Origin of the sequence: Marinibacterium sp. SX1, from assembly GCF_050389775.1 — a bacterium.
GTDB lineage: Bacteria > Pseudomonadota > Alphaproteobacteria > Rhodobacterales > Rhodobacteraceae > Marinibacterium.
On record NZ_CP177144.1, the window covers coordinates 2,000,794 to 2,019,471 of the forward strand.

Consider the following 18,678-nt stretch of genomic DNA (forward strand, 5'->3'; position numbering starts at 1 on the left):
CCCGACCAGACAGGACAAGACAATGCATAACGCAAAGGCAAATGGTGCCGCGATCCCCGCACTCGGCTTTGGCACCTTCCGCATGAACGATGCCGAGGTGGCCGCCGTGTTGCCCGAGGCGTTGAAGCTCGGCTTCCGCCATGTCGATACCGCGCAGGTCTACGGCAACGAGGCCGCCGTGGGCGCCGCGATCAAGGCCTCCGGCGTGGCCCGCGACGCGATCTTCCTGACCACCAAGGTCTGGGTGACCGAATTCGCCGAGGCCGATTTCCTGCCCTCCGTGGAGGAAAGCCTCGCGAGGTTGGGCGTCGACCACGTTGACCTGCTGTTGCTACACTGGCCCCATGGCAACGACACGCCGCGCGAGGTGCAGATCGCGGAGCTGAACAAGACCGTGACCAAGGGCATGGCCCGCCACATTGGTGTCAGCAACTACAACGTCGCCGAGATGCACGAGGCGGCGGAACTCTCCGACGCACGGCTGGTCACCAACCAAGTCGAATACCATCCTTACCTCTCTCAGGCGCCTATCCTGAAGGCCTGCGAGGACCTCGGCATGGCGCTGACCGGGTATTACGGCATGGCCGATGGCCTGGTGCCGCAGGATGAGGTGCTGAAGGATATCGGTGCCGCCCATGGCAAGACGGCGTCGCAGGTGGCTCTGCGCTGGCTGGTCCAGCAACCCCGCGTCGTGCCCCTGTCGAAGACCGCGAAACTCAAGCGTGTGCCCGAGAACTTCGGCATCTTCGACTTCGAGCTGAGCGATGCCGAGATGCAGGCCATCCACGGCCTCGCGCGCAAGGACGGGCGGATCGTCTCGCCACAGGACATGTCTCCCGAATGGGACTGACCCCGGACTGGTCCGTCCCATGCCCTCGCCGCGCCCTCCGGCGGGGGCATTTTCTACCGGAGACCCGCGATGCCTCTTCAAGCCTACGATCCGATCTTTCCGATGCTCTTCCCCCAAGAGGCTGAGCTACAGTGTCTCGTTTCCAGTAGCGGCTGGCTCGAAGGCCCCACCTGGCTGCCGAGCCCCGGCATCCTTGTCTTCAGTGACATTCCCAACGACCGCCAGCTGACTCGACGCACCGCTGACACAGCTGACATCGGAGTATCGCGGCGGTTCGGGGCATTTCGTCAACGGCACGACGGGTGCCGACGAAGCGCTGGCAATATGCGAGCACGGGATCCTCGCGCTGACCCGGCTGATGCCGGATGGCATGCGGGAGGTTCTGGCAACGCATTACGACGGCGGGCGGCTCAACATTCCGAACGACGTCGCGATGGTGGCCGACGAAGCGCTCTGGTTCACAGTCCCCAGCTATGGGAACGAGATCGAGGGCCAAGGGATCGCGGGGCCATAGGAGCAGCCTGTGAACGGCGTGTACCGATGGTACCGAGGGCAGTTGACGCACGTATTCCCCGATGTCGCCTATCTCAACGGTATTGCCTTCGGGCCATCCGGGGATCTGGCCTATATTGCGGATTCCGGCGGCAGCCTTGCAGAGGGCAGCGACACATCCGCCGGTTCTACACGACGGGTGATCATTGGTCGGGCGGTGAGGTCTTTGCCATCTGCCCGAACGGTGTCTTCGACGGGTTCCGGGTGGACGCTGCCGGGCGGCTCTGGGCGAGTGCGGGAGGCGTTTACGTCTAGGCTCCAGACGGCGTTTGCCTCAGACGCATCCCGGTGCCGGAAAAAGTCAGCAACCTGTGCTTCGGTCCAGGGTGCTTGTTCATCACCGGCGCGACATGCCTTAACGGCATTACGCTCGCTGCAAGGTAAATACCGTCAGTTCCGCTGGTACGCCGAGCCGTACGGCAAAGCCGGGCCAGAGCGCCGTGCCGTTGTTGACGTAGAGCGCGGTGTTACCCAGCCGGTAAAGCCCAGAGACGAAGCCGTCATTGAAACGGGCGATGAGCGCATCGAGGCCCCGGATCATGCCGCCATGAGTATGTCCGGCGAGATGCAGGGCAACGCCTGCCTCGGCCGACAGATGAGCGTCGGCGGGCTGATGGTTGAGCAGGATCACCGGCAGACCCTCTGGCGCGCCTTGCAAGGCGGTGCCGAGATTAGGGCCCGGAAGGCCGAACCGATGCGCAGATCGATCAGGGACACCGGCCAGGACCAGACCGTTGTCTGGGGCCCCCAGGACGACGTGTTCGTTGTGCAGAATGGTCATGCCAAGGTCCGCGTAATGCGCCATCCACCGGTCATGATCGAAGTAATATTCGTGGTTGCCGGAAACGACAAAGACCCCATCCGCCGCCCGCAGTCCTGCCAGTGGCGCGACATCTGCCTCCCGCGCCTCGAGCGTACCGTCGATGAGGTCCCCGGTGATCAGGATGGCATCCGCCTCCAGAGCATTGGTCCGGCGGACCAGTTCCTCGGCCCAGCGGGTCTGAAACAGGCGGCTCAGGTGCAGGTCGGTGAGTTGCACGACGCGGTATCCGTCGAAGCTTTCCGGTAGATCGGCGACGGCCACCTCGATGTGTCGCACCCCCGGCTGACCGATGGCGGAGATCACGCCAATGCTCCCGAATAGCATGGCCACCCCAACAACACCCCAGCCAGCGGCTCTCGGCAAAGGTGTCCAGGTCATCCTGACAAGAGAAAGGGCCAGCCGCAGCACGTCCAGCACGACAAACATCACCGCGGCAAACACGATGGCCGCGAAGAGGACGTTCACCCCGATCAGCATGACACGCGGCACCTCGGCCGAGAACATCGTGCCGAAGGCGAGCCTTGTCAGGGCATGATGCTGCGAGACCAGCAGCAGGCCGAGACAGGTGACAACACGCAGCAGGATCGACGCGGGCAACAGGGGCCAGAGGTGCGCGCAGACGAAGAGGCCGAGCGCCCAGGTCGTCAATTGAAACACGGAAAAAGATCCTTTTCGGGAGGGGCGGGCTGCCAAATGTAGCGCAGAAAATACAAAGAGGTCGCCCAAATTACAGGGGCGACCTCGCTTTGCAACGCGAGTGAATTCAGGCGTTCTGGATGTCGATCACGTAGCGGTAACGCGCCCGTTTCTCGATCACGTCTTCCCAGGTCTGGTTGAGGTCCTCGAAGCCGATGAGCTGGTATTCAGGTGCGATGCCGTGCAGGTCGCAGAAGTCGATGACCTCCTGCGTTTCGCGGATGCTCCCGATCAGCGACCCGGCGAAGGAATTGCGCCCCTGGATCGTGGTGAAGGGCGACAGCTGGTTTGGCGCGGTCACATCGCCGATCCCGACGAGGCACATGGTCGCGTCACGCTTCAGCTGCGTGACCAGCGGGTCCATGTCGTGCTGCACGGGCACCGTGTTCAAGATGAAGTCGAGCGACTTGCGGTGCGCGTCCATCTTGGCTTGGTCATAGTTCACGACCACATCCGTGGCTCCGAAGGCCCGCGCGTCCTCTTCCTTGTCGGCGCTGGTGGTGAAGACGACCACCTCGGCGCCAAGTGCATGGGCGATCTTCACCGCGAAGTGGCCAAGGCCACCCATGCCGACGACGCCGACCTTGGCCCCCTTGCGGATGTTCCAGTTCCGCAGCGGAGAGTAGACCGTGACGGCGGCGCACATCACCGGACCGGCAGCGGCCAGATCGAAGGTCTCGGGGATGCGGATCACGAAATCCTTGTCGACGACGACGCCAGTGGAATAGCCGCCCTGCGTTGTCTCGGTCGGCTCGATGTCCGCGGAGACACCCGTGCCATAGGTCATGGTCGAGCCATTCTCGCAGTATTGCTCAAAGCCCGCGTCGCATTCGCCGCAATGGCCGCAGGAGTTGACCATGCAGCCGACGCCAACGCGGTCCCCCACGCGGAAATCGCTGACGCCGCTGCCGACCGCGGTGACGATGCCGGCGATCTCATGGCCCGTCACCAGCGGATAGCGCTGCTGGCCCCAGTGGCCGCGTGCGGTGTGGATGTCGGAATGGCAGACGCCGCAGTAATGGATTTCGATTGCGACGTCGTTGGTGCCGACGGCGCGGCGGTTGAAGCCGAAGGGCGCGAGCGCCGAGTCCGCAGATTGCGCTGCATAGCCGGAGACAGGGAACGGAGCGTTGAAGGTGGCAGGGGCGGCGTCCGTTGCGGCATAGGCCGCGCGGCTGCCCGCGAGCCCCGCCGCGCCCAGGGCGCCCGTGCCAGCGGCGAGCCTGAGGAATTTGCGGCGGCCCGCGTTGTCGGCCAGTTGATCGGCATCAATGGTGTCGGTCATGATAGCTCCTGTTGGATAGGCGCGCGGGGGAGGTCCGCGCATGTCGGAAAGCTATGCATCCCCGCGATTGTTTCGCTGGGGCTGTGGCTCAACACGGTGATCGACCGGACTGAACACAGGTGTTTCGAGACATGGCCAAGGGGCGCCGCCAAGCCATTCACCGAAGGTGGCTGCGCGCGGTTACCGGGTCATCGGCGCGGTCCGCAACGCTGGCCACCAGGATCCGCCGCACCTTTTTGCTTCGCTCTGTTTGGTATCCTGTTGAGACAGGAGCTATGCCCTTGGTGCCTGTTCACTGATGAATGCTCTTCAATGCCGCGTGAAATTCCCGTCGCCTAACGGCTGGGCAGTGAACGCTCTAATCTCCGGGGTCAAACCAACTGACCGGAGTTTCCAAATGCATGCCACCGATCGGCAAAGAGCCCTCATCACGGGCGGTTCCGCAGGCATCGGCCTTGAAATCGCGAAGCTGCTGGCGGCGGATGGCTACGAACTGATCATCGCCGGGTCCAGCGCCCGCGTCGAAACGGCCGCCCTGCAACTGCGCGACTACGGAACCGAGGTCATCGGCGTCCAATCCGATCTTTCAACGCCGGAGGGCGTCGCAGACGTCGTCAACGCGGTGAAGAACGCAGGCCGCCTCGACGTGATGGTCCTGAACGCGGGCATAGCCCTTGGCGGGGCCTTCCTCGAACTCACGCTTGAGCAACACCTGCAGCTCGTAGACCTCAACATCGGGTCGACCGTGCGCCTGAGCTACGCACTGCTTCCCATGCTGCTGGACAGCCGTGGCAAGATCCTGATGGTGAGCTCGCTTTCGGCCTATGGCCCCACACCTTACGAAAGCGTCTACGGCCCCTCGAAGGCCTTCATGACCTCCTTCGGCCATGGTCTGCGCGAAGAGCTGCGCGGGACGGGCGTGGGCGTGACCATTCTTCACCCCGGCGCAACGGCAACCGAGTTCCATGACAGGGCCGGCATGCAGGCCACGCGTTTCGGCGACAACAGCTGGAAGAACGATCCCGCCCTCGTGGCCCGGCAGGGGGTCGAAGCCCTGATGTCAGGCGTGAGCAGCGCCATCGGCGGCGACGAACGGACCCAGCAGGCGGGGGCCGAGAAACGGTTGCAATCGGAAGAGGACAAGGCACGCCATCACGCCGACCAGATGAACCGCCCCGAACGGCAGTGACACGCCCATGGCAGTCCCGGCGGCGTTCCAGAAAGTGTGGTTTGCCGCCGGGACTGCCACAGCTCAGCGAACGGGACGGCAGTGGCCACACCGTCACCACTCGCCAGCTTTCTAGACGTCCAGAAGGCCGAGGAAACGCCTCTGCCTTCCGCCCCCCTCCAGAGTCCCCCATGCTGCCCAAGCCCCCCCTTGACCTCTCGCGCGGTGAGATGATCGGCCTCGTTGCCGCCCTCATGGCGCTCAATTCGCTCGCCATCGACATCATGCTGCCCGCGCTTCCCTACATGGGGACGGCTCTCGGGGTGGCTGAGGAGAACGAGCGGCAGTTCATCATCTCGGCCTACATGCTGGGCTATGGCATGGGTGAAATCGTCTTCGGACCGCTGTCGGACCGCTATGGCAGGCGGGGGCCGCTGCTGGTGGGCGTCGCGCTCTATGTCGTTGCCGCGGCGGCGGCGATGTTTTCGCCGAGTTTTGCGGCGGTGCTGGCGCTGCGCTTTGCCCAAGGGATCGGGGCCGCAAGCACGCGGGTCATTGCCACTTCGATCGTGCGCGATCGGTTCTCCGGCAATGCCATGGCCGAGGTCATGTCCATGGCCTTCATGCTGTTCATGGCAATCCCGATCCTGGCGCCGGGTCTGGGCCAAACCCTGCTGTTCTTCGGGCCCTGGCAGGTGATCTTTGCCTTCATGGCGGTGCTGGGCTTCGGCGTCGCGATATGGACAGCGCTCAGACTGCCCGAGACCTTGCCGCCGGCGCGGAGGCGCTCAATCGGGCCACGCGCGGTGCTGCAGGGCTTCCGGATCGTCACCACGCACCGCACGGCCTTTGCCTACGGGCTCTCCGGTACATTCATGTTCGCGGCCCTGTTCGGCTTCCTGAACACCGCGCAGCAGATCTACGTCGGGATCTATCACCTGGGGAACTGGTTCCCCGTGGCCTTCGCCTCGGTTGCGGCGCTGATGGGGCTTTCGTCCTTCACCAATTCGCGGCTGGTGGCGCGGCTCGGGATGCGCCGGCTGTCCCACACGGCGATCCTTGTCTTCACGGGCGTCAGCGGCCTCTGGCTGGCCTTGGCGAGCGTCCAACCTCTGCCGTTCTGGCTGTTCCTGCCGTTGCTGGCGATCATCATGTCCTGCTTCGGATGGGCCGCCGCCAACATGAATTCGCTTTCGATGGAGCCGCTTGGCGAGGTCGCGGGCATGGCGTCTTCGGTGTTCGGGTTCATCCAGACGGTGGGCGGTGTGATCATCGGCAGCTATATCGGCCAGCAGTTCAACGGCACCGTCATCCCCGTGGCGGCGGGCTATTTCCTGATGGGGCTCCTGTCGCTCGCCGCCGTTCTGGTGGCCGAGAAGGGCAAGCTGTTCGGCATCGGCGAAGGAAGCTCCCCCGCCGATGCCCATTAGGCTCTACTCCCCGTCGCCCGTCAGCAGCATCCGCGCCTGCGTGCCCCACTGGCCGATGAACAGATCGTCCACCCCGTCGCCATCCAGATCCCCTGCGTCCATGCTCCAGCTGCGGCCGATGGTTTCGGCGGGGATGACATCGGCGGTCACGTCCTCGAATGCGCCCGTTGCGTCGTTGCGCCATGCGCGAACCTGTTGCGGCACGAAGCCCGGCACATCGATTGCCCCGACGATCAGGTCCAGCGCACCGTCATCGTCGAAATCGATCACCTTGCCGCCCCAGCTGGAGAACCTGTGCTGCGGCAGGCTGTCCGTTTCATCGGTGAAATGGCCGGTGCCGTCGTTGATCAGCAGCCGCGTCTGCGGGTCCTTGTCCCAGTCGCGGTTGTTGCTGGTCAGGTTGAAGAAGACGATGTCGTTGTGGCCATTGCCCGTCGCGTCAAAGACGTGGACCTCGCGGGTCTCCATCTCGACGGGTTGCTCCATGCGATCGGTCGCGTCGGAGAACACCCCGGTGCCGTCGTTGAGCAGGATGCGGTTCGGCGGCGTCTGGTTGGCGACGACCATGTCCAGATGTCCATCGCCGTTCAGGTCGGCCAGGGCAATGTCCTGCGTGCCTTCGGAATGGTCCGGCAGGTTCGTCTGCGACACGTCGATGAAGGTGCCCGGCGCGTCGGGATCGTTGAGCCACAGGAAGTTGCGCGCCACCGAGCCGCGACGTTCAGCCGAGTTGCCCACGACGATATCCGGCAGGCCGTCCCCGTTCACGTCGCCGATCGCAAGGCCGTTGCCTTCGCTCCGCGCAGGCAGGCGGTCGCTGACATCCTGAAAGCCGCCGGTGCCGTCGCCCAGAAAGAACTGGTGGTTGAAATCATCCTCGGCCACGAACACCAGGTCGAGGATGCCATCCGCGTTCATATCCACTGCGAGCACATGTTCGCTGTCATAGGCGCCGCGGCCAAGGGCACCTTCGACATAGGTCAGCCGGCCGGTGCCGTCGTTGAGGTACAGCCGGTTGACCCCATGTTCGACGGCAAGGACGACATCGTTGATGCCGTCGCCGTTCGCGTCGAAGATCGCGACATCCAGCGCGTGCAGGTTCGGGGCTGCGGGTACATGCGTTGCGGTCGCGTCGGTATAGATGGTGTCTGCCAAGGCTGCGGATGCGCAGGCGAGCGAAGTAGCTGCGCAGAGGGGAATGGAGAGGTTCATCGTGAGATCCTTGTTGTCATCCCGACAAAAGATATGGCCGCTGACATACTGAACCGCCCCCTTGGACTATTGATGCGTCGATGAATGACGTTCATCATTCGGGCTGCGATGAAGACGTAAGAACTGTCTTTCTTCAACTTCAAGGCGTTGATTATCATGCGGAAGGTGTAGGGTTTCATGACGCCGAGGATGAGTGATTTCATGCCCTCGCAGCTACAGCCTATTGTGTGCAGATCGGCCCGGTACCGCGAGTTCCCCGCCCGTCGGTTTTGCGGAACTCGGAAGCCGTTCATGCCGTTCGAGAGGCCTTCAAGTGCGCAACAACCGATCTGACCTGCCGGATCTGACCTACTTTCTTGTCGTCGCGAAACATCAGAATTTCCGACAGGCCGGGGTCGAGCTGGGGATCACCGCCTCTGCCGTCAGCCATGCGATCAAGGGTCTCGAAGGACGTCTCGGCGTACGCCTGCTGAACCGGACCAACCGAAGCGTGACGCTGACGGTGGCCGGAGAGGAGCTGCGCCGCGACCTGGAGGAACCTTTTGGGGCGATTGGGCACGCGATGGAGCGTCTCAACCTCCATCGAGACGCGCCCACGGGCCACATTAGGCTGAACGTTCTGGTGGGGGCCGCCGACCTGCTGCTGGCGCCGGTCCTGCCCGAATTCATCCGGCGCTATCCCGACATCACGGTGGAACTGAGCGTCACGAACCAGATGCTGGACGTGGTGGGCGAAGGCTTCGATGCTGGTATCCGGTTCGGGGCCACGCTTCCCGCAGACATGATCGCGCGTCGCCTGTCCCCCGATGCTCGCTGGATCGTGGCTGGAGCACCCGATTATTTCGCCGAACATGGAACGCCCAAGACCCCGCATGATCTCAAGGCCCACCGGTGCATGCAGATCAGGCTGGGCAACCAGACGCTGTACCGTTGGGAATTCGAGCAGGATGGCAAGGATCTGGAGATCGATGTATCCGGGCCGATCATCCTCGATGAGGGTGCAACGGCCTTGAAGCTGGCTCTGCAGGGGGCCGGGCTGATCTACATGACCGAATGGGATGTCAAGCGCCATGTCGACGAGGGGCATCTCGTGACCGTCCTGGATGACTGGTCCGCCAGTGGAGAGGGCTTCCACATCTACTACCCCAGTCGCAGGCAGGTCCCCAACGGCGTGCGTCTTCTGGTCGATCTGATCCGGGAGCTGCGCCCGCTGGGATGACAGGGTGAACGCGCGGTTGTCTTGGGGTGCCGCTAGGGTGGTCAACGGGAGCAACTGCAAGTGCCAATGTCCGACGCCAAGAGCTGCCTGTGGTCATCCGCCTAGGTCAGTTATGGGTCGAGGATGTGTGAAAACGGGCCGCCAGGGGTTTTCAGCTGCTGGTTGGCCAGGCTGCTCGCTTTCAGCAGCCGCAGACATCGCCTGGTGCAGATGGCGACCCGCCAAGCCTTTGTAGGCAGTGCTGGGGCACCTAAACTCAAAACAGTAGTCCCCGATCAAGCGGCAATGGCCCGCATCAGGCCCTGGATGCCGACCAACGCGACCACCCGCTTGATGTCGTAGGCCAGTACATTCAGCGCCGATTTCGGTGCGGACGTTCTTCAGCCGCCGCGTCAGGAAATGGGTGTGCCCCATCCAGGCCTTGAGGCTGGGGAGCGGGTGTTCACCGGTGCAGCGGCGTAGGTCATCGGGTCCGCCTCCCCACCCCGGTCCTTTGCGCATCGCATCGACAAGGTGCTCATGCTCCCAGCGGGTGATCCCGCGCTCCTTGCTACTGGTGGGCCGGTGACGACCCGGACAATGCTGGCATTCATTGGTCCAGTAGCGGCCGGCCCGCAGCCCGTGCTCCTTGCACGTGTAGCGGCAGGTCAGCTCTGCTCCGGCCGGGCAGAGATAGGCATCGCTGGCCAGATCACGGGCGAAGTCAGCCTTCACATACATGCCCTATCCCCGGTTGCCCGATGTCTTTGGGCGCGGCACGGTCGTGCCGCGTTTGCCGCAGGACCTTGCCCGTTTGGCCCAGGTTCGGATCACGGGGCCGGACGATATCAACACGCTGCGGTTCCGAGGTGTCGGGGCGGTCGGGCATTCGCCGTCGGTGCATGCGGTCATTGGCGAGGCCGTGCGTGAGCTGGTGCTGGGGGATGGGCATCGTGGGGTCTTCGGATCGCAAGGTCGGCGGCGAGATCGGAGCAGGCCGGCTGGTGCCGCCGTTTCCCGACTGGCTGGAAGGACGCCGCACCGCTGTACATCAGGGCGCTCTACCTGACGCGGTCTTCGGGTCTGAGGCGGTTGAACGTGTTCCTCGACTGGCTGGGCGAGGTGCCGGGCCCGGGCGGTCATGCGGCAAGAGCGTTGATGGTGCGACCCGAGGCGGTAGGCGGGCCGGACACTTGGAGAACGAAAGAAGCAAGGTCTTGGCGCGATGATCAGCCGTATTGCGCCAGGAGCGCCTTCAGGTCGTCGAAATCGTTGGCCTCGGTCACGGGCTTGTCCCGGCGCCAGCGCGAGATGCGGGGGAAGCGCAGGGCGACGCCGGACTTGTGGCGCGGCGAGGGCTGGATGCCCTCGAAAGCAATTTCGAAGACATGATGGGGTGGCACCTGGCGGACCGGGCCGAAGCGGTTGAGGGTGTTCTTGCGCACCCAGGTCGTGATCTCGGCGAATTCGGCATCGGTCAGGCCGGAATAGGCCTTGGTGAACGGCACGAATTCATCGCCCCGGCGCACCGCAAAGGTGAAATCGGTGAACAGGTTGGCGCGGCGGCCATGGCCCGCCTGGGCATAGATCATCACCGCGTCGATGGTCAGCGGGTCCAGCTTCCATTTCCACCAATCGCCCTTGCGCCGGCCGGCGTGGTAGGGGCTGTCGCGGCGTTTCAGCATCAGCCCCTCGGCCTGGTGGTCGCGGGCGGTGGCGCGCAGGGTGGCCAGGTCGGACCAGTCGGCAAAGGCCAGGCCGGGCGACAGGCGCACCGGGGCATCGGCGGGCAGGTCGGCGGCCAGGGTTTCGAGCCGGGCGCGGCGCTCGGCAAAGGGCCGGTCGCGCAGGTCGTGGCCGTTGTCTTCCAACAGGTCATAGGCGCAGATCAGCACCGGCGCGCTGGCCAGCAGCGATTTCGGCACGCTCTTGCGGGTGATGCGTTTCTGCAGGGCCGAGAAGGGCAGGGGCCGGCCATCGGCCCAGGCCAGGATCTCGCCGTCGAGCACGGTGCCGGGGGGCAGGAAATCCACCGCCCGGGCCAGCTCGGGGAAGCGGTCGGTCATCAGCTCTTCGCCCCGCGACCAGGTGTAATGGGTGCCCCCGCGCAGGATCAGCTGGCCGCGGATGCCGTCCCATTTCCATTCGGCGTGCCAGTCGCCGGGCGGGCCGAGCGCCTCGGCCGGGCCGTCCAGCCCGTGGGCCAGACAGAACGGATAGGGGCGCGAGGCATCGGCGGCGGGGTTCTCGGCATGGACCAGCGCGTCCCAGGTCGTGGTGGTCGGTGTCCAGTCGCCCATCAGGCGGTGGGCCAGCTCGGCCTCGTCCCGGCCGGTGGCCCGGGCCAGGGCGCGGGTCATCAGCTTTTGGCTGATGCCGATGCGGAAGCCGCCGGTCAGGAGCTTGTTGAAGAGGAAGCGTTCGGTCGGGTCGAGCTGGTCCCAGGCGTCCAGCACGGCGGCGCGGCGCTGGTCCTCGGGACGGTCGGACAGGGCGGTCAGGGTTGTGATCCAGTGCGACAGCGACAGGTCGGAATGGCGCGAGGGCGGGGGCAGGATGAGGGCGATGGTCTCGGCCAGGTCTCCGACGACGGGGTAACATTCCTCGAAGAGCCAGAGGGGCAGGCCGGCCCGGGCGGCGGCCCATTCGCGCAGGCGGGTGGTGGTGACGCTGCGCCTGGGGCGGCGGCCGGAGAACAGCGCAACGGTCCAGAGCCGGTCGTCATCGGGTGCGGTGGCCAGGTAATCGGCCAGGGCGGCGACCTTGGCGGTGGTGCGCGTGGTCTGGTCGATGCGGGTGAAGAGCCGGGCGAAGTCCTTCATGAAACGGCCGGTGGTTTGGCGGCCCCGTGGGGGGAGGCGGCGGAGGTGTTGGTGTCGCCCGGGGCGGGGCCGTTGGTGTCGTCCCGGATGGGAGTGTCGGTGTCGCCGGCGGCGGGTGCGTCACTGTCGTGCGGGACGGGCGGGTCATTGTCGCCCGGGACGTGCGCATCAATGTCGCCCGGGACGTGCGCATCAATGTCGCCCGGGACGGGAGCGTTGGTGTCGCCCGGGACGGGAGCGTTGGTGTCGCCCTGGACACCTGCGGCCGGATCGACAGGCGCCGGCGCATCGCCATCTTCGTCCTGGCCGAACTCGGTGGGCAGGATGCGGGCGTCGTGGCCCTGGTCGACGAGCCAGCGGCTGAAGATCTCGGTATAGCCATGGGTGACATAGATCGTCTCGGCCCCGGTGGCCGTGATCGCCGCGTTCAGCCCGTCCCAATCGGCATGGTCCGAGATCACGAAGCCCCGGTCGGCCGCCCGCCGGCGGCGGATGCCCCGCAGCTGCATCCAGCCCGAGGCAAAGCCCGTCGAGACAGGGCCGAAGCGCCGGGACCAGCTTGTGCCCATGGCCGCCGGGGGGCAGAGAACCAGCGCGCCGGGGTGATCTGCCGGCCGGGTGTCGGGCGTGACGGGCACCGTCTCGGGCAGGTCATAACCCTGGTCGCGCAGGATGGCCGTCGTGGCCTCGACCGCGCCATGGGTCAGGATCGGGCCCTGGCCGGGGTCCAGCAGCGACAGCAGCCGCTGCGCCTTGCCCAGGGAATAGGCGCCCAGCACCGGGGTCTGGCCGGCCTCGCGGGCGGCCTGCCACCAGGCCGCGAGCTGGTCGGCGATCCGCGCCTGGTCCTGCCAGCGAAAGACCGGCAGGCCGAAGGTGCATTCGCTGATGAACGTGTGACAGGGCACCGGCTCAAAGGGCTCGGACAGCCCGTCGGGCGCGGTCTTGTAATCGCCGGAGACAACCCAAACCTCGCCGCCCACCTCGATGCGGATCTGGGCCGAGCCGGGCACATGGCCGGCGGGGTGGAAGGACACGCTTGCTCCGCCCAGACGGCGGGTCTCGCCATAGGCGATGGTATCAAGCGCGATGTCGCGGCCCAGCCGGTGGCGCAGCACCGGGGCGGCGGCACCGGTGGCCAGGTAGGCGCCCATGCCCGGGCGGGCGTGATCGGCATGGCCATGGGTGATCAGCGCCCGGGGCACCGGCCGCCAGGGATCGACGAAGAAATCGCCGGCCGGGCAATAGATCCCGCGATCGGTAAAGCTGAGGACAGGCGTGCGCATGGGGCGAAGCCTAGCGCCTTTGTCCGCCCGGTCCAGTGCGGGCCAAGGGGCCGGGTCAGGCCGTGCGCGCGGTGTCGGCCGGGGCCGGGGCGGAGTCGAAATGGGCGACCATGCGGTCAAAGATCATCCGGCGGGTGGCCGGGACTTCCATCATGACCTCGTGCTCGGCCTCGGGCACGACGACCAGCTCGCCGCCGGGCCAGGCGGCCATGCGCGTGCGGATGCGCTCGACGTCGACGATGCGCTCGGCCGCGCCGACGAAGGTCAGGCAGGGCAGGGCCGGGGCCGGGCGCGCGGCCATGGCCCGGGTGATGCTCAACGCCTCGCGCAGCCATGTCAGGGTTGGCCCGCCGATGGCCAGCTCGGGATGGGCGGCGATCTGGGCGCGCATCATGTCGTACATCTCGCGGTCCCGGGTCAGGGCATTGCCCTCGAAGGCCGTGTTGGTGACATAGTTTTCATAGCGCGTCGACGGCGGCAGCTTGTGGCCAAAGCCGACCTTGGGCGCCATGACGGCCAGGGTCCAGCCGATCTGGCGGACGACCGGCGCGATGGAAATGCCCCACATCGGCCCGGTGAAACAGGCCGTGGCCACGTCGAGCCCGTTCATCAGGGCGTTCAGCCCGATGGCCCCGCCCATGGAATGGCCGATCAGGTGAAACGGCCGGGGCAGGTCGAGATGGGCCAGGGCCTCGATCACGGCATCGGTGTCGATCTGGTAGTCGCTGAACCATTCCACGTGGCCCACGCGGGTGTCGGGCACCAGCCGGTCGGCCAGGCCCTGGCCGCGCCAGTCGATGGCCAGTGTGGCATAGCCCCGGGCGGCGAATTCACGGGCGGCATCGCCGTATTTCTCGACATATTCGGTGCGCCCGGGGAACAGCAGCACGGTGCCTTTTGCCCCGGCGCTTGTGCCGTTGTTCGGGGGGGTGTCGGCTGCGCCGACCGCCCCGTCCCTGGTTGCGCCGTCCGGCGTGATGTCGGCCGGGTCATCTGCCGCGCCATGCGCGGCATCGTCGGCTACGTCACAGGGCCAGGCGGCGATGCGGATGCGCACGCCGTCGGCCGTCTTGAGCCACCAGGCCGCCCCGCCCGCAGGTCCGGGGGCGATATCCTCGAAGAGCGGGGCGGCCTGGATCTGCATCAGCCCAGCACCGCGGCCAGCTGCATCGCCAGGCCCATGTCGCCGTCGATGGCCAGCTTGCCCGACATGAAGGCCGCGGTCGGGTCGAGTTCCTTGTTGAACATGGCCCGCACGGTGTCGGCATCGGTCGACATGGTCACGTCCGCATCGGCATCCGAGATCTCGGCACTGTCCGAGGTGAAGACGATGGCGCCTTCGTCCTCGATGGCCAGCTTGGCGCTGCCGTCAAAGCTGGCTTCTTCCAGGCGCGGTTTCAGCTCTTCCAGGATGTCCTGCAGGAATTCGCTCATGTTCAAGGGTCCCTCAAATTGACGCAGCCGTGTCTGGTAATCGCGGCGCGCTTGGTTACACTCAAATATGTTATGAAACCAACATATCCCAAACTCAAAGGAATCGTCACGGCATTTGCCACGGGCCTTGTTGCCCCGGCGCCGGCGATCCTTGTGGCCCTGGGTCCGGCTTTGCTGGTGGGGCAGGGGCCGGCGATGGCCCAGCAGGCCCCTGCAGAGATCCCGCCCGAGGCCCCCGGGGCCGGGCCGGACGGTGATCCGGGCAACGCGCCCTCGACCCGCCCGCAGGTGCCGGCCGAGCCGCAGATGGCCTTTCCCGAGGAAGACATCGCCGTGCCTTCGGGCCAGGCCGACGAATCCGCCCTGTTGCGCCGGCTGGCCCGGGCCGATGCGGCCGAGGCCATTGCCGTCGACCGCGAATTGCTGGCGCTCTGGCGCAAGAGCGGATCGCCGGCCATGGACCTGCTGTTCAAGCGTGGGCGCGACGCGCTTGAGGTCGCCGACCTGGACGGCGCCATCGAACACCTCACCGCCCTGACCGACCATGCGCCCGACTTCGCCGAAGGCTGGCATGCCCGGGCCACGGCCTATTTCCGCGCCGATCTCTACGGCCCGGCCGTGGCCGACCTGGAACGGGCATTGTCGCTCAATCCCAACAATTACCGGGCAATCTTTGGCCTCGGCACGATCCTTGAGACCTTCGGGGATGAAAAACGCGCCTACGAGGCCTATCTGCGTGCCAAGGCTATACATCCGCATTTCGAGGACGTAAGTGAAGCCCTGGACCGCCTCCGTCCCCGCGTCGAAGGCCAAACGCTCTAACCCGCCCGGCGCGGAGACGATGCGGAGACGATGAAGATGACCGGGTCATCCCGGGTTGTGGCCGTCCTCGGCCCGACCAACACAGGCAAGACCACCTACGCCATCGAGCGCATGCTCGGGCATCGGACCGGTGTGATCGGCCTTCCCCTGCGCCTGCTGGCCCGCGAGGTCTATGACCGCATCGTCGAGCTGCGCGGCCCGTCGGTCGTGGCGCTGGTCACCGGCGAGGAACGCATCGTGCCGCCGCGCACCCAGTACTGGGTCTGCACGGTCGAGGCCATGCCCGAGGGCATGGGCGTGGATTTTCTGGCCGTCGACGAGATCCAGCTGTGTGCCGATCCCGAGCGGGGCCATGTCTTTACCGACCGGCTGCTGCGCGCGCGGGGCCTGAGCGAAACGGTTTTCCTGGGCTCGGACACGATGCGCGGGCCGATCCGCGAACTGGTGCCCGAGGCCAGCTTTGTCTACCGTGAGCGGATGAGCCAGCTGCTCTATGCCGGGGCCAAGAAGATCAGCCGCATGCCCGCGCGCTCGGCGATCGTCGGGTTCTCGGTCGACAATGTCTATGCCATCGCCGAGCTGATCCGCCGCCAGAAGGGCGGGGCGGCCGTGGTGATGGGCGCGCTGTCGCCGCGCACGCGCAATGCCCAGGTGGCCCTCTATCAGAACGGCGAGGTCGATTACCTGGTGGCCACCGATGCCATCGGCATGGGCCTGAACCTCGATATCGACCACGTGGCCTTTTCGGCCCTGACCAAGTTCGACGGCCGGCGCATGCGCCCGCTGGCGCCCAACGAGCTGGCCCAGATCGCCGGCCGGGCCGGGCGGGGCATGAAGAACGGCACCTTCGGCGTGACCGGCGAGGCCTCGCCGCTGGACGATGGCGTGGCCGGGGCGATCATGGATCACCGGTTCACGCCTCTGAAGAAACTCAACTGGAGGAATGCGGCGCTGAGCTTCGGCTCGATCGAGCGGCTGATCGCCTCGCTCGAGGAATCACCCCCGGGCGAAACCCTGGTGCGGGCCCGCGAATCCGACGACCTGACCGCCCTGAAAATGCTGGGCAGCGTGGCCGAAGTGCAGGCCAGGGCGACCGACGGGCCGTCGGTCCGGCTGTTGTGGGATGTCTGCCGCATCCCCGATTTCCGGGGAATCAGCCATGCGGAACATGCCGGGCTGCTCGAGGTTATCTATGGTCATCTGCACGAACGCGGCGCGGTGCCCCATGATTTCATGGCCCGCCAGATCCGGCGCATCGATCGGACCGATGGCGACATAGACACACTGTCCAAACGGCTGGCCTTTATCCGCACATGGACCTACGTGGCCCAGCGGAAGGGCTGGGTCGAGGATGAAAGTCATTGGCGGGAGGAATCCCGCGCTGTAGAAGACAGGGTGTCCGATGCGCTGCATGAGCGCCTGACCCAGAGATTTGTGGACCGGCGTACATCCGTGTTGCTGCGCCGGCTCAAGCAGAAGGAGGCCCTTTTGGCCGAAGTGAACGACAAAGGGGAAGTGACGGTCGAGGGCGAATTCGTCGGCCGTCTTGATGGATTCCGGTTTGCGCCCGACAAGGCCGCCCAGGGACCCGAGGCAAAGACGCTCAAGGCGGCGTCGGTTCAGGCGCTGGTGCCGCATTTCCACCTGCGGGCGGATCGGTTCTACAACGCGCCCGACACCGAGATCGACTTTACCGAACAGGGCGGGCTGATGTGGGGCGATGCCGCCGTCGGCAAGCTGGTGGCCGGGGCGGAACCGCTCAAGCCGCAGGTCGAGGTCTTTGTCGACGAGGCCGCGGGCCCCGACGTGGCGGCCAAGGTCCAGCGCCGGTTGCAGCATTTCATCGACCGCAAGGTCGCCGCGCTGTTCGAACCGCTGCTGAACATGCAGAAGGACGAGGCGATGACCGGGCTGGCCCGGGGCTTTGCCTTCCGCATGGTCGAGAACCTGGGGATCATCCCGCGCGCCGATGTCGCGCAGGAGGTCAAGGACCTGGACCAGGATGCGCGCGGGCTGCTGCGCAAGCATGGCATCCGGTTCGGCCAGTTCACGATCTTCATGCCGCTCCTGCTCAAGCCCGCGCCGACCCGGCTGCGGCTGGTGCTGTGGGGCCTGGCGGGCGGTCTGTCCGAATTCCCCGAAGCACCGCCCCCGGGGCTGGTGACCGTGCCCGCCGACACCGGCGCGGCCGATGGCTATCACGCCATGGCCGGCTATCGCGCGGCGGGCGAACGGGCGATCCGCATCGACATGCTGGAACGGCTGGCCGACATGCTGCGCTCCGAAGACAGCCGCGGCGGTTTCGAGGCCAAGGCCGACATGCTGTCGATCACCGGCATGACGCTGGAGCAATTCGCCAACCTGATGGAAGGCCTGGGCTATCGCGCCGAGAAGGGCGAGCGGGTCAAGGTCAAGCCGGCCCCGGCGGCCGAAGCCCCCGCCGCTGCCGAAGGTGGCGAGACGGGCACGCAAGAGCCCGGCGAGCCGGCAGCCGCCGACGCCGCGCCTGACAACACCGAAACCCCGGCTGAAACCCCTGCCGCCGCCGCCGAGGCACCGGCAGAGGCAACCGAGGCCCCGGCAGATACCGCCGAAGCCCGGGCAGACGCCGCCGAAGTGCCCGCGGAAACGGCCGAGACCCCCGCGGAACCGGCCGAACCCCCGGCGGAACCCGCTGATGCGCCGGTGGAAACGCCCGAGCCCGCGGCCGAGCCCGTCGCAGAGCCGGCAGCCGAGGCCGCAGCAGATGCACCCGGCGACGCCACAGCCGAAGCAGCCCCCGAATCCGAGGTCTTCTATACCTTCACCTGGGGCCGTCAGCGCCCTTCCGGCCAGGGCCAGCGCGGCCAGCGCCGGGGTGGTGGTGACCGCGACCGGGATGCCTCGGGCGGCAAGCCGCAGGGCCGCAAGGGCGGGGGCAAACCTCGCCGCGACGGTGGCAAGCCCCAGGGCCGCAAGGGCCGCGACGGTCCGCGCGACCAGCAGAAGGGCGCCAAGACCTACAGCGCCCGCCCGCCGCGCCAGGAAAAGAAGATCGACCCCGACAACCCCTTCGCCGCCGCCCTGATGGCGCTGAAGGACGACAAGTCGGACAAGTGAC

12 protein-coding genes and 2 pseudogenes are annotated in these 18,678 nt (G+C 66.3%); 6 read left to right on the plus strand and 8 right to left on the minus strand.

Going from position 1 to position 18,678, the window contains the following annotated elements:
- Window positions 1–22: 22 nt before the first annotated feature.
- The gene (locus tag ACK3BB_RS08850) at window positions 23–850 is read left to right on the plus strand and encodes an aldo/keto reductase (RefSeq protein WP_428928358.1); all 828 of its coding nucleotides are present in this window, start codon (window positions 23–25) and stop codon (window positions 848–850) included.
- Window positions 851–1,766: 916 nt separating this feature from the next.
- Here ACK3BB_RS08850 and ACK3BB_RS08855 read toward each other — a convergent pair.
- Both ACK3BB_RS08855 and ACK3BB_RS08860 read right to left on the minus strand, forming a co-directional pair.
- Window positions 1,767–2,882, minus strand: coding sequence for a metallophosphoesterase (locus ACK3BB_RS08855; RefSeq protein WP_428928359.1), 1,116 nt, complete (start codon window positions 2,880–2,882; stop codon window positions 1,767–1,769).
- Window positions 2,883–2,988: 106 nt separating this feature from the next.
- A complete protein-coding gene (locus tag ACK3BB_RS08860; protein ID WP_428928360.1) occupies window positions 2,989–4,206 on the minus strand; it encodes an NAD(P)-dependent alcohol dehydrogenase in 1,218 nt (405 codons plus the stop codon).
- A 397-nt stretch (window positions 4,207–4,603) separates the two neighbouring features.
- Between ACK3BB_RS08860 and ACK3BB_RS08865 the strand changes: the two genes are divergently transcribed.
- Window positions 4,604–5,395, plus strand: a complete 792-nt coding sequence (locus tag ACK3BB_RS08865) for an SDR family NAD(P)-dependent oxidoreductase (protein WP_428928361.1) — start codon at window positions 4,604–4,606, stop codon at window positions 5,393–5,395.
- A gap of 170 nt (window positions 5,396–5,565) precedes the next feature.
- Window positions 5,566–6,804 carry a multidrug effflux MFS transporter gene (locus ACK3BB_RS08870; RefSeq protein WP_428928362.1) on the plus strand — a complete coding sequence of 413 codons (1,239 nt, stop codon included), beginning with the start codon at window positions 5,566–5,568 and terminating at the stop codon, window positions 6,802–6,804.
- Window positions 6,805–6,807: 3 nt separating this feature from the next.
- On the opposite strand, the gene ACK3BB_RS08875 is transcribed toward ACK3BB_RS08870, so the two are convergent.
- Window positions 6,808–7,959, minus strand: a complete 1,152-nt coding sequence (locus ACK3BB_RS08875; protein WP_428928363.1) for an FG-GAP repeat domain-containing protein — start codon at window positions 7,957–7,959, stop codon at window positions 6,808–6,810.
- Window positions 7,960–8,329: 370 nt separating this feature from the next.
- Here ACK3BB_RS08875 and ACK3BB_RS08880 point away from each other — a divergent pair, with 370 nt between their 5' ends.
- The gene (locus ACK3BB_RS08880) at window positions 8,330–9,235 is read left to right on the plus strand and encodes a LysR family transcriptional regulator (protein WP_428928364.1); all 906 of its coding nucleotides are present in this window, start codon (window positions 8,330–8,332) and stop codon (window positions 9,233–9,235) included.
- 275 nt (window positions 9,236–9,510) lie between these two features.
- Here the strand turns inward: ACK3BB_RS08880 and ACK3BB_RS08885 are convergent.
- The 5 genes and pseudogenes from ACK3BB_RS08885 to ACK3BB_RS08905 form a co-directional block, all read right to left on the minus strand.
- Window positions 9,511–10,003: pseudogene (locus ACK3BB_RS08885) on the minus strand (transposase); the annotation flags it as partial.
- Window positions 10,004–10,443: 440 nt separating this feature from the next.
- Window positions 10,444–12,036, minus strand: a complete 1,593-nt coding sequence (locus ACK3BB_RS08890; RefSeq protein ID WP_428928365.1) for an ATP-dependent DNA ligase — start codon at window positions 12,034–12,036, stop codon at window positions 10,444–10,446.
- A gap of 197 nt (window positions 12,037–12,233) precedes the next feature.
- Window positions 12,234–13,322: pseudogene (locus tag ACK3BB_RS08895) on the minus strand (ligase-associated DNA damage response exonuclease); the annotation flags it as partial.
- Window positions 13,323–13,377: 55 nt separating this feature from the next.
- Window positions 13,378–14,466, minus strand: coding sequence for an alpha/beta fold hydrolase (locus tag ACK3BB_RS08900; protein WP_428928366.1), 1,089 nt, complete (start codon window positions 14,464–14,466; stop codon window positions 13,378–13,380).
- Window positions 14,466–14,756, minus strand: coding sequence for an SCP2 sterol-binding domain-containing protein (locus ACK3BB_RS08905; RefSeq protein WP_428928367.1), 291 nt, complete (start codon window positions 14,754–14,756; stop codon window positions 14,466–14,468). Before ACK3BB_RS08905 ends, ACK3BB_RS08900 begins: the two co-directional genes overlap by 1 nt.
- 306 nt (window positions 14,757–15,062) lie before the next feature.
- Between ACK3BB_RS08905 and ACK3BB_RS08910 the strand changes: the two genes are divergently transcribed.
- Together ACK3BB_RS08910 and ACK3BB_RS08915 are read left to right on the plus strand one after the other, a co-directional pair.
- Window positions 15,063–15,578 carry a tetratricopeptide repeat protein gene (locus ACK3BB_RS08910; RefSeq protein WP_428928705.1) on the plus strand — a complete coding sequence of 172 codons (516 nt, stop codon included), beginning with the start codon at window positions 15,063–15,065 and terminating at the stop codon, window positions 15,576–15,578.
- 36 nt (window positions 15,579–15,614) lie between these two features.
- Entirely contained in the window at window positions 15,615–18,677 is a 3,063-nt protein-coding gene (locus ACK3BB_RS08915; protein ID WP_428928368.1) for a helicase-related protein, read from the plus strand.
- The last annotated feature ends 1 nt before the right edge of the window (window position 18,678 follow it).

What these genes read in the sequence shown, in the direction of transcription:
- ACK3BB_RS08850 (WP_428928358.1), top strand. Translation starts at nt 23, where the DNA reads ATGCATAACGCAAAGGCAAATGGTGCCGCGATCCCCGCACTCGGCTTT.
- ACK3BB_RS08860 (WP_428928360.1), bottom strand. Translation starts at nt 4,206, where the DNA reads ATGACCGACACCATTGATGCCGATCAACTGGCCGACAACGCGGGCCGC.
- ACK3BB_RS08865 (WP_428928361.1), top strand. Translation starts at nt 4,604, where the DNA reads ATGCATGCCACCGATCGGCAAAGAGCCCTCATCACGGGCGGTTCCGCA.
- ACK3BB_RS08870 (WP_428928362.1), top strand. Translation starts at nt 5,566, where the DNA reads ATGCTGCCCAAGCCCCCCCTTGACCTCTCGCGCGGTGAGATGATCGGC.
- ACK3BB_RS08890 (WP_428928365.1), bottom strand. Translation starts at nt 12,036, where the DNA reads ATGAAGGACTTCGCCCGGCTCTTCACCCGCATCGACCAGACCACGCGC.
- ACK3BB_RS08900 (WP_428928366.1), bottom strand. Translation starts at nt 14,466, where the DNA reads ATGCAGATCCAGGCCGCCCCGCTCTTCGAGGATATCGCCCCCGGACCT.
- ACK3BB_RS08905 (WP_428928367.1), bottom strand. Translation starts at nt 14,756, where the DNA reads ATGAGCGAATTCCTGCAGGACATCCTGGAAGAGCTGAAACCGCGCCTG.
- ACK3BB_RS08910 (WP_428928705.1), top strand. Translation starts at nt 15,063, where the DNA reads ATGGCCTTTCCCGAGGAAGACATCGCCGTGCCTTCGGGCCAGGCCGAC.
- ACK3BB_RS08915 (WP_428928368.1), top strand. Translation starts at nt 15,615, where the DNA reads ATGACCGGGTCATCCCGGGTTGTGGCCGTCCTCGGCCCGACCAACACA.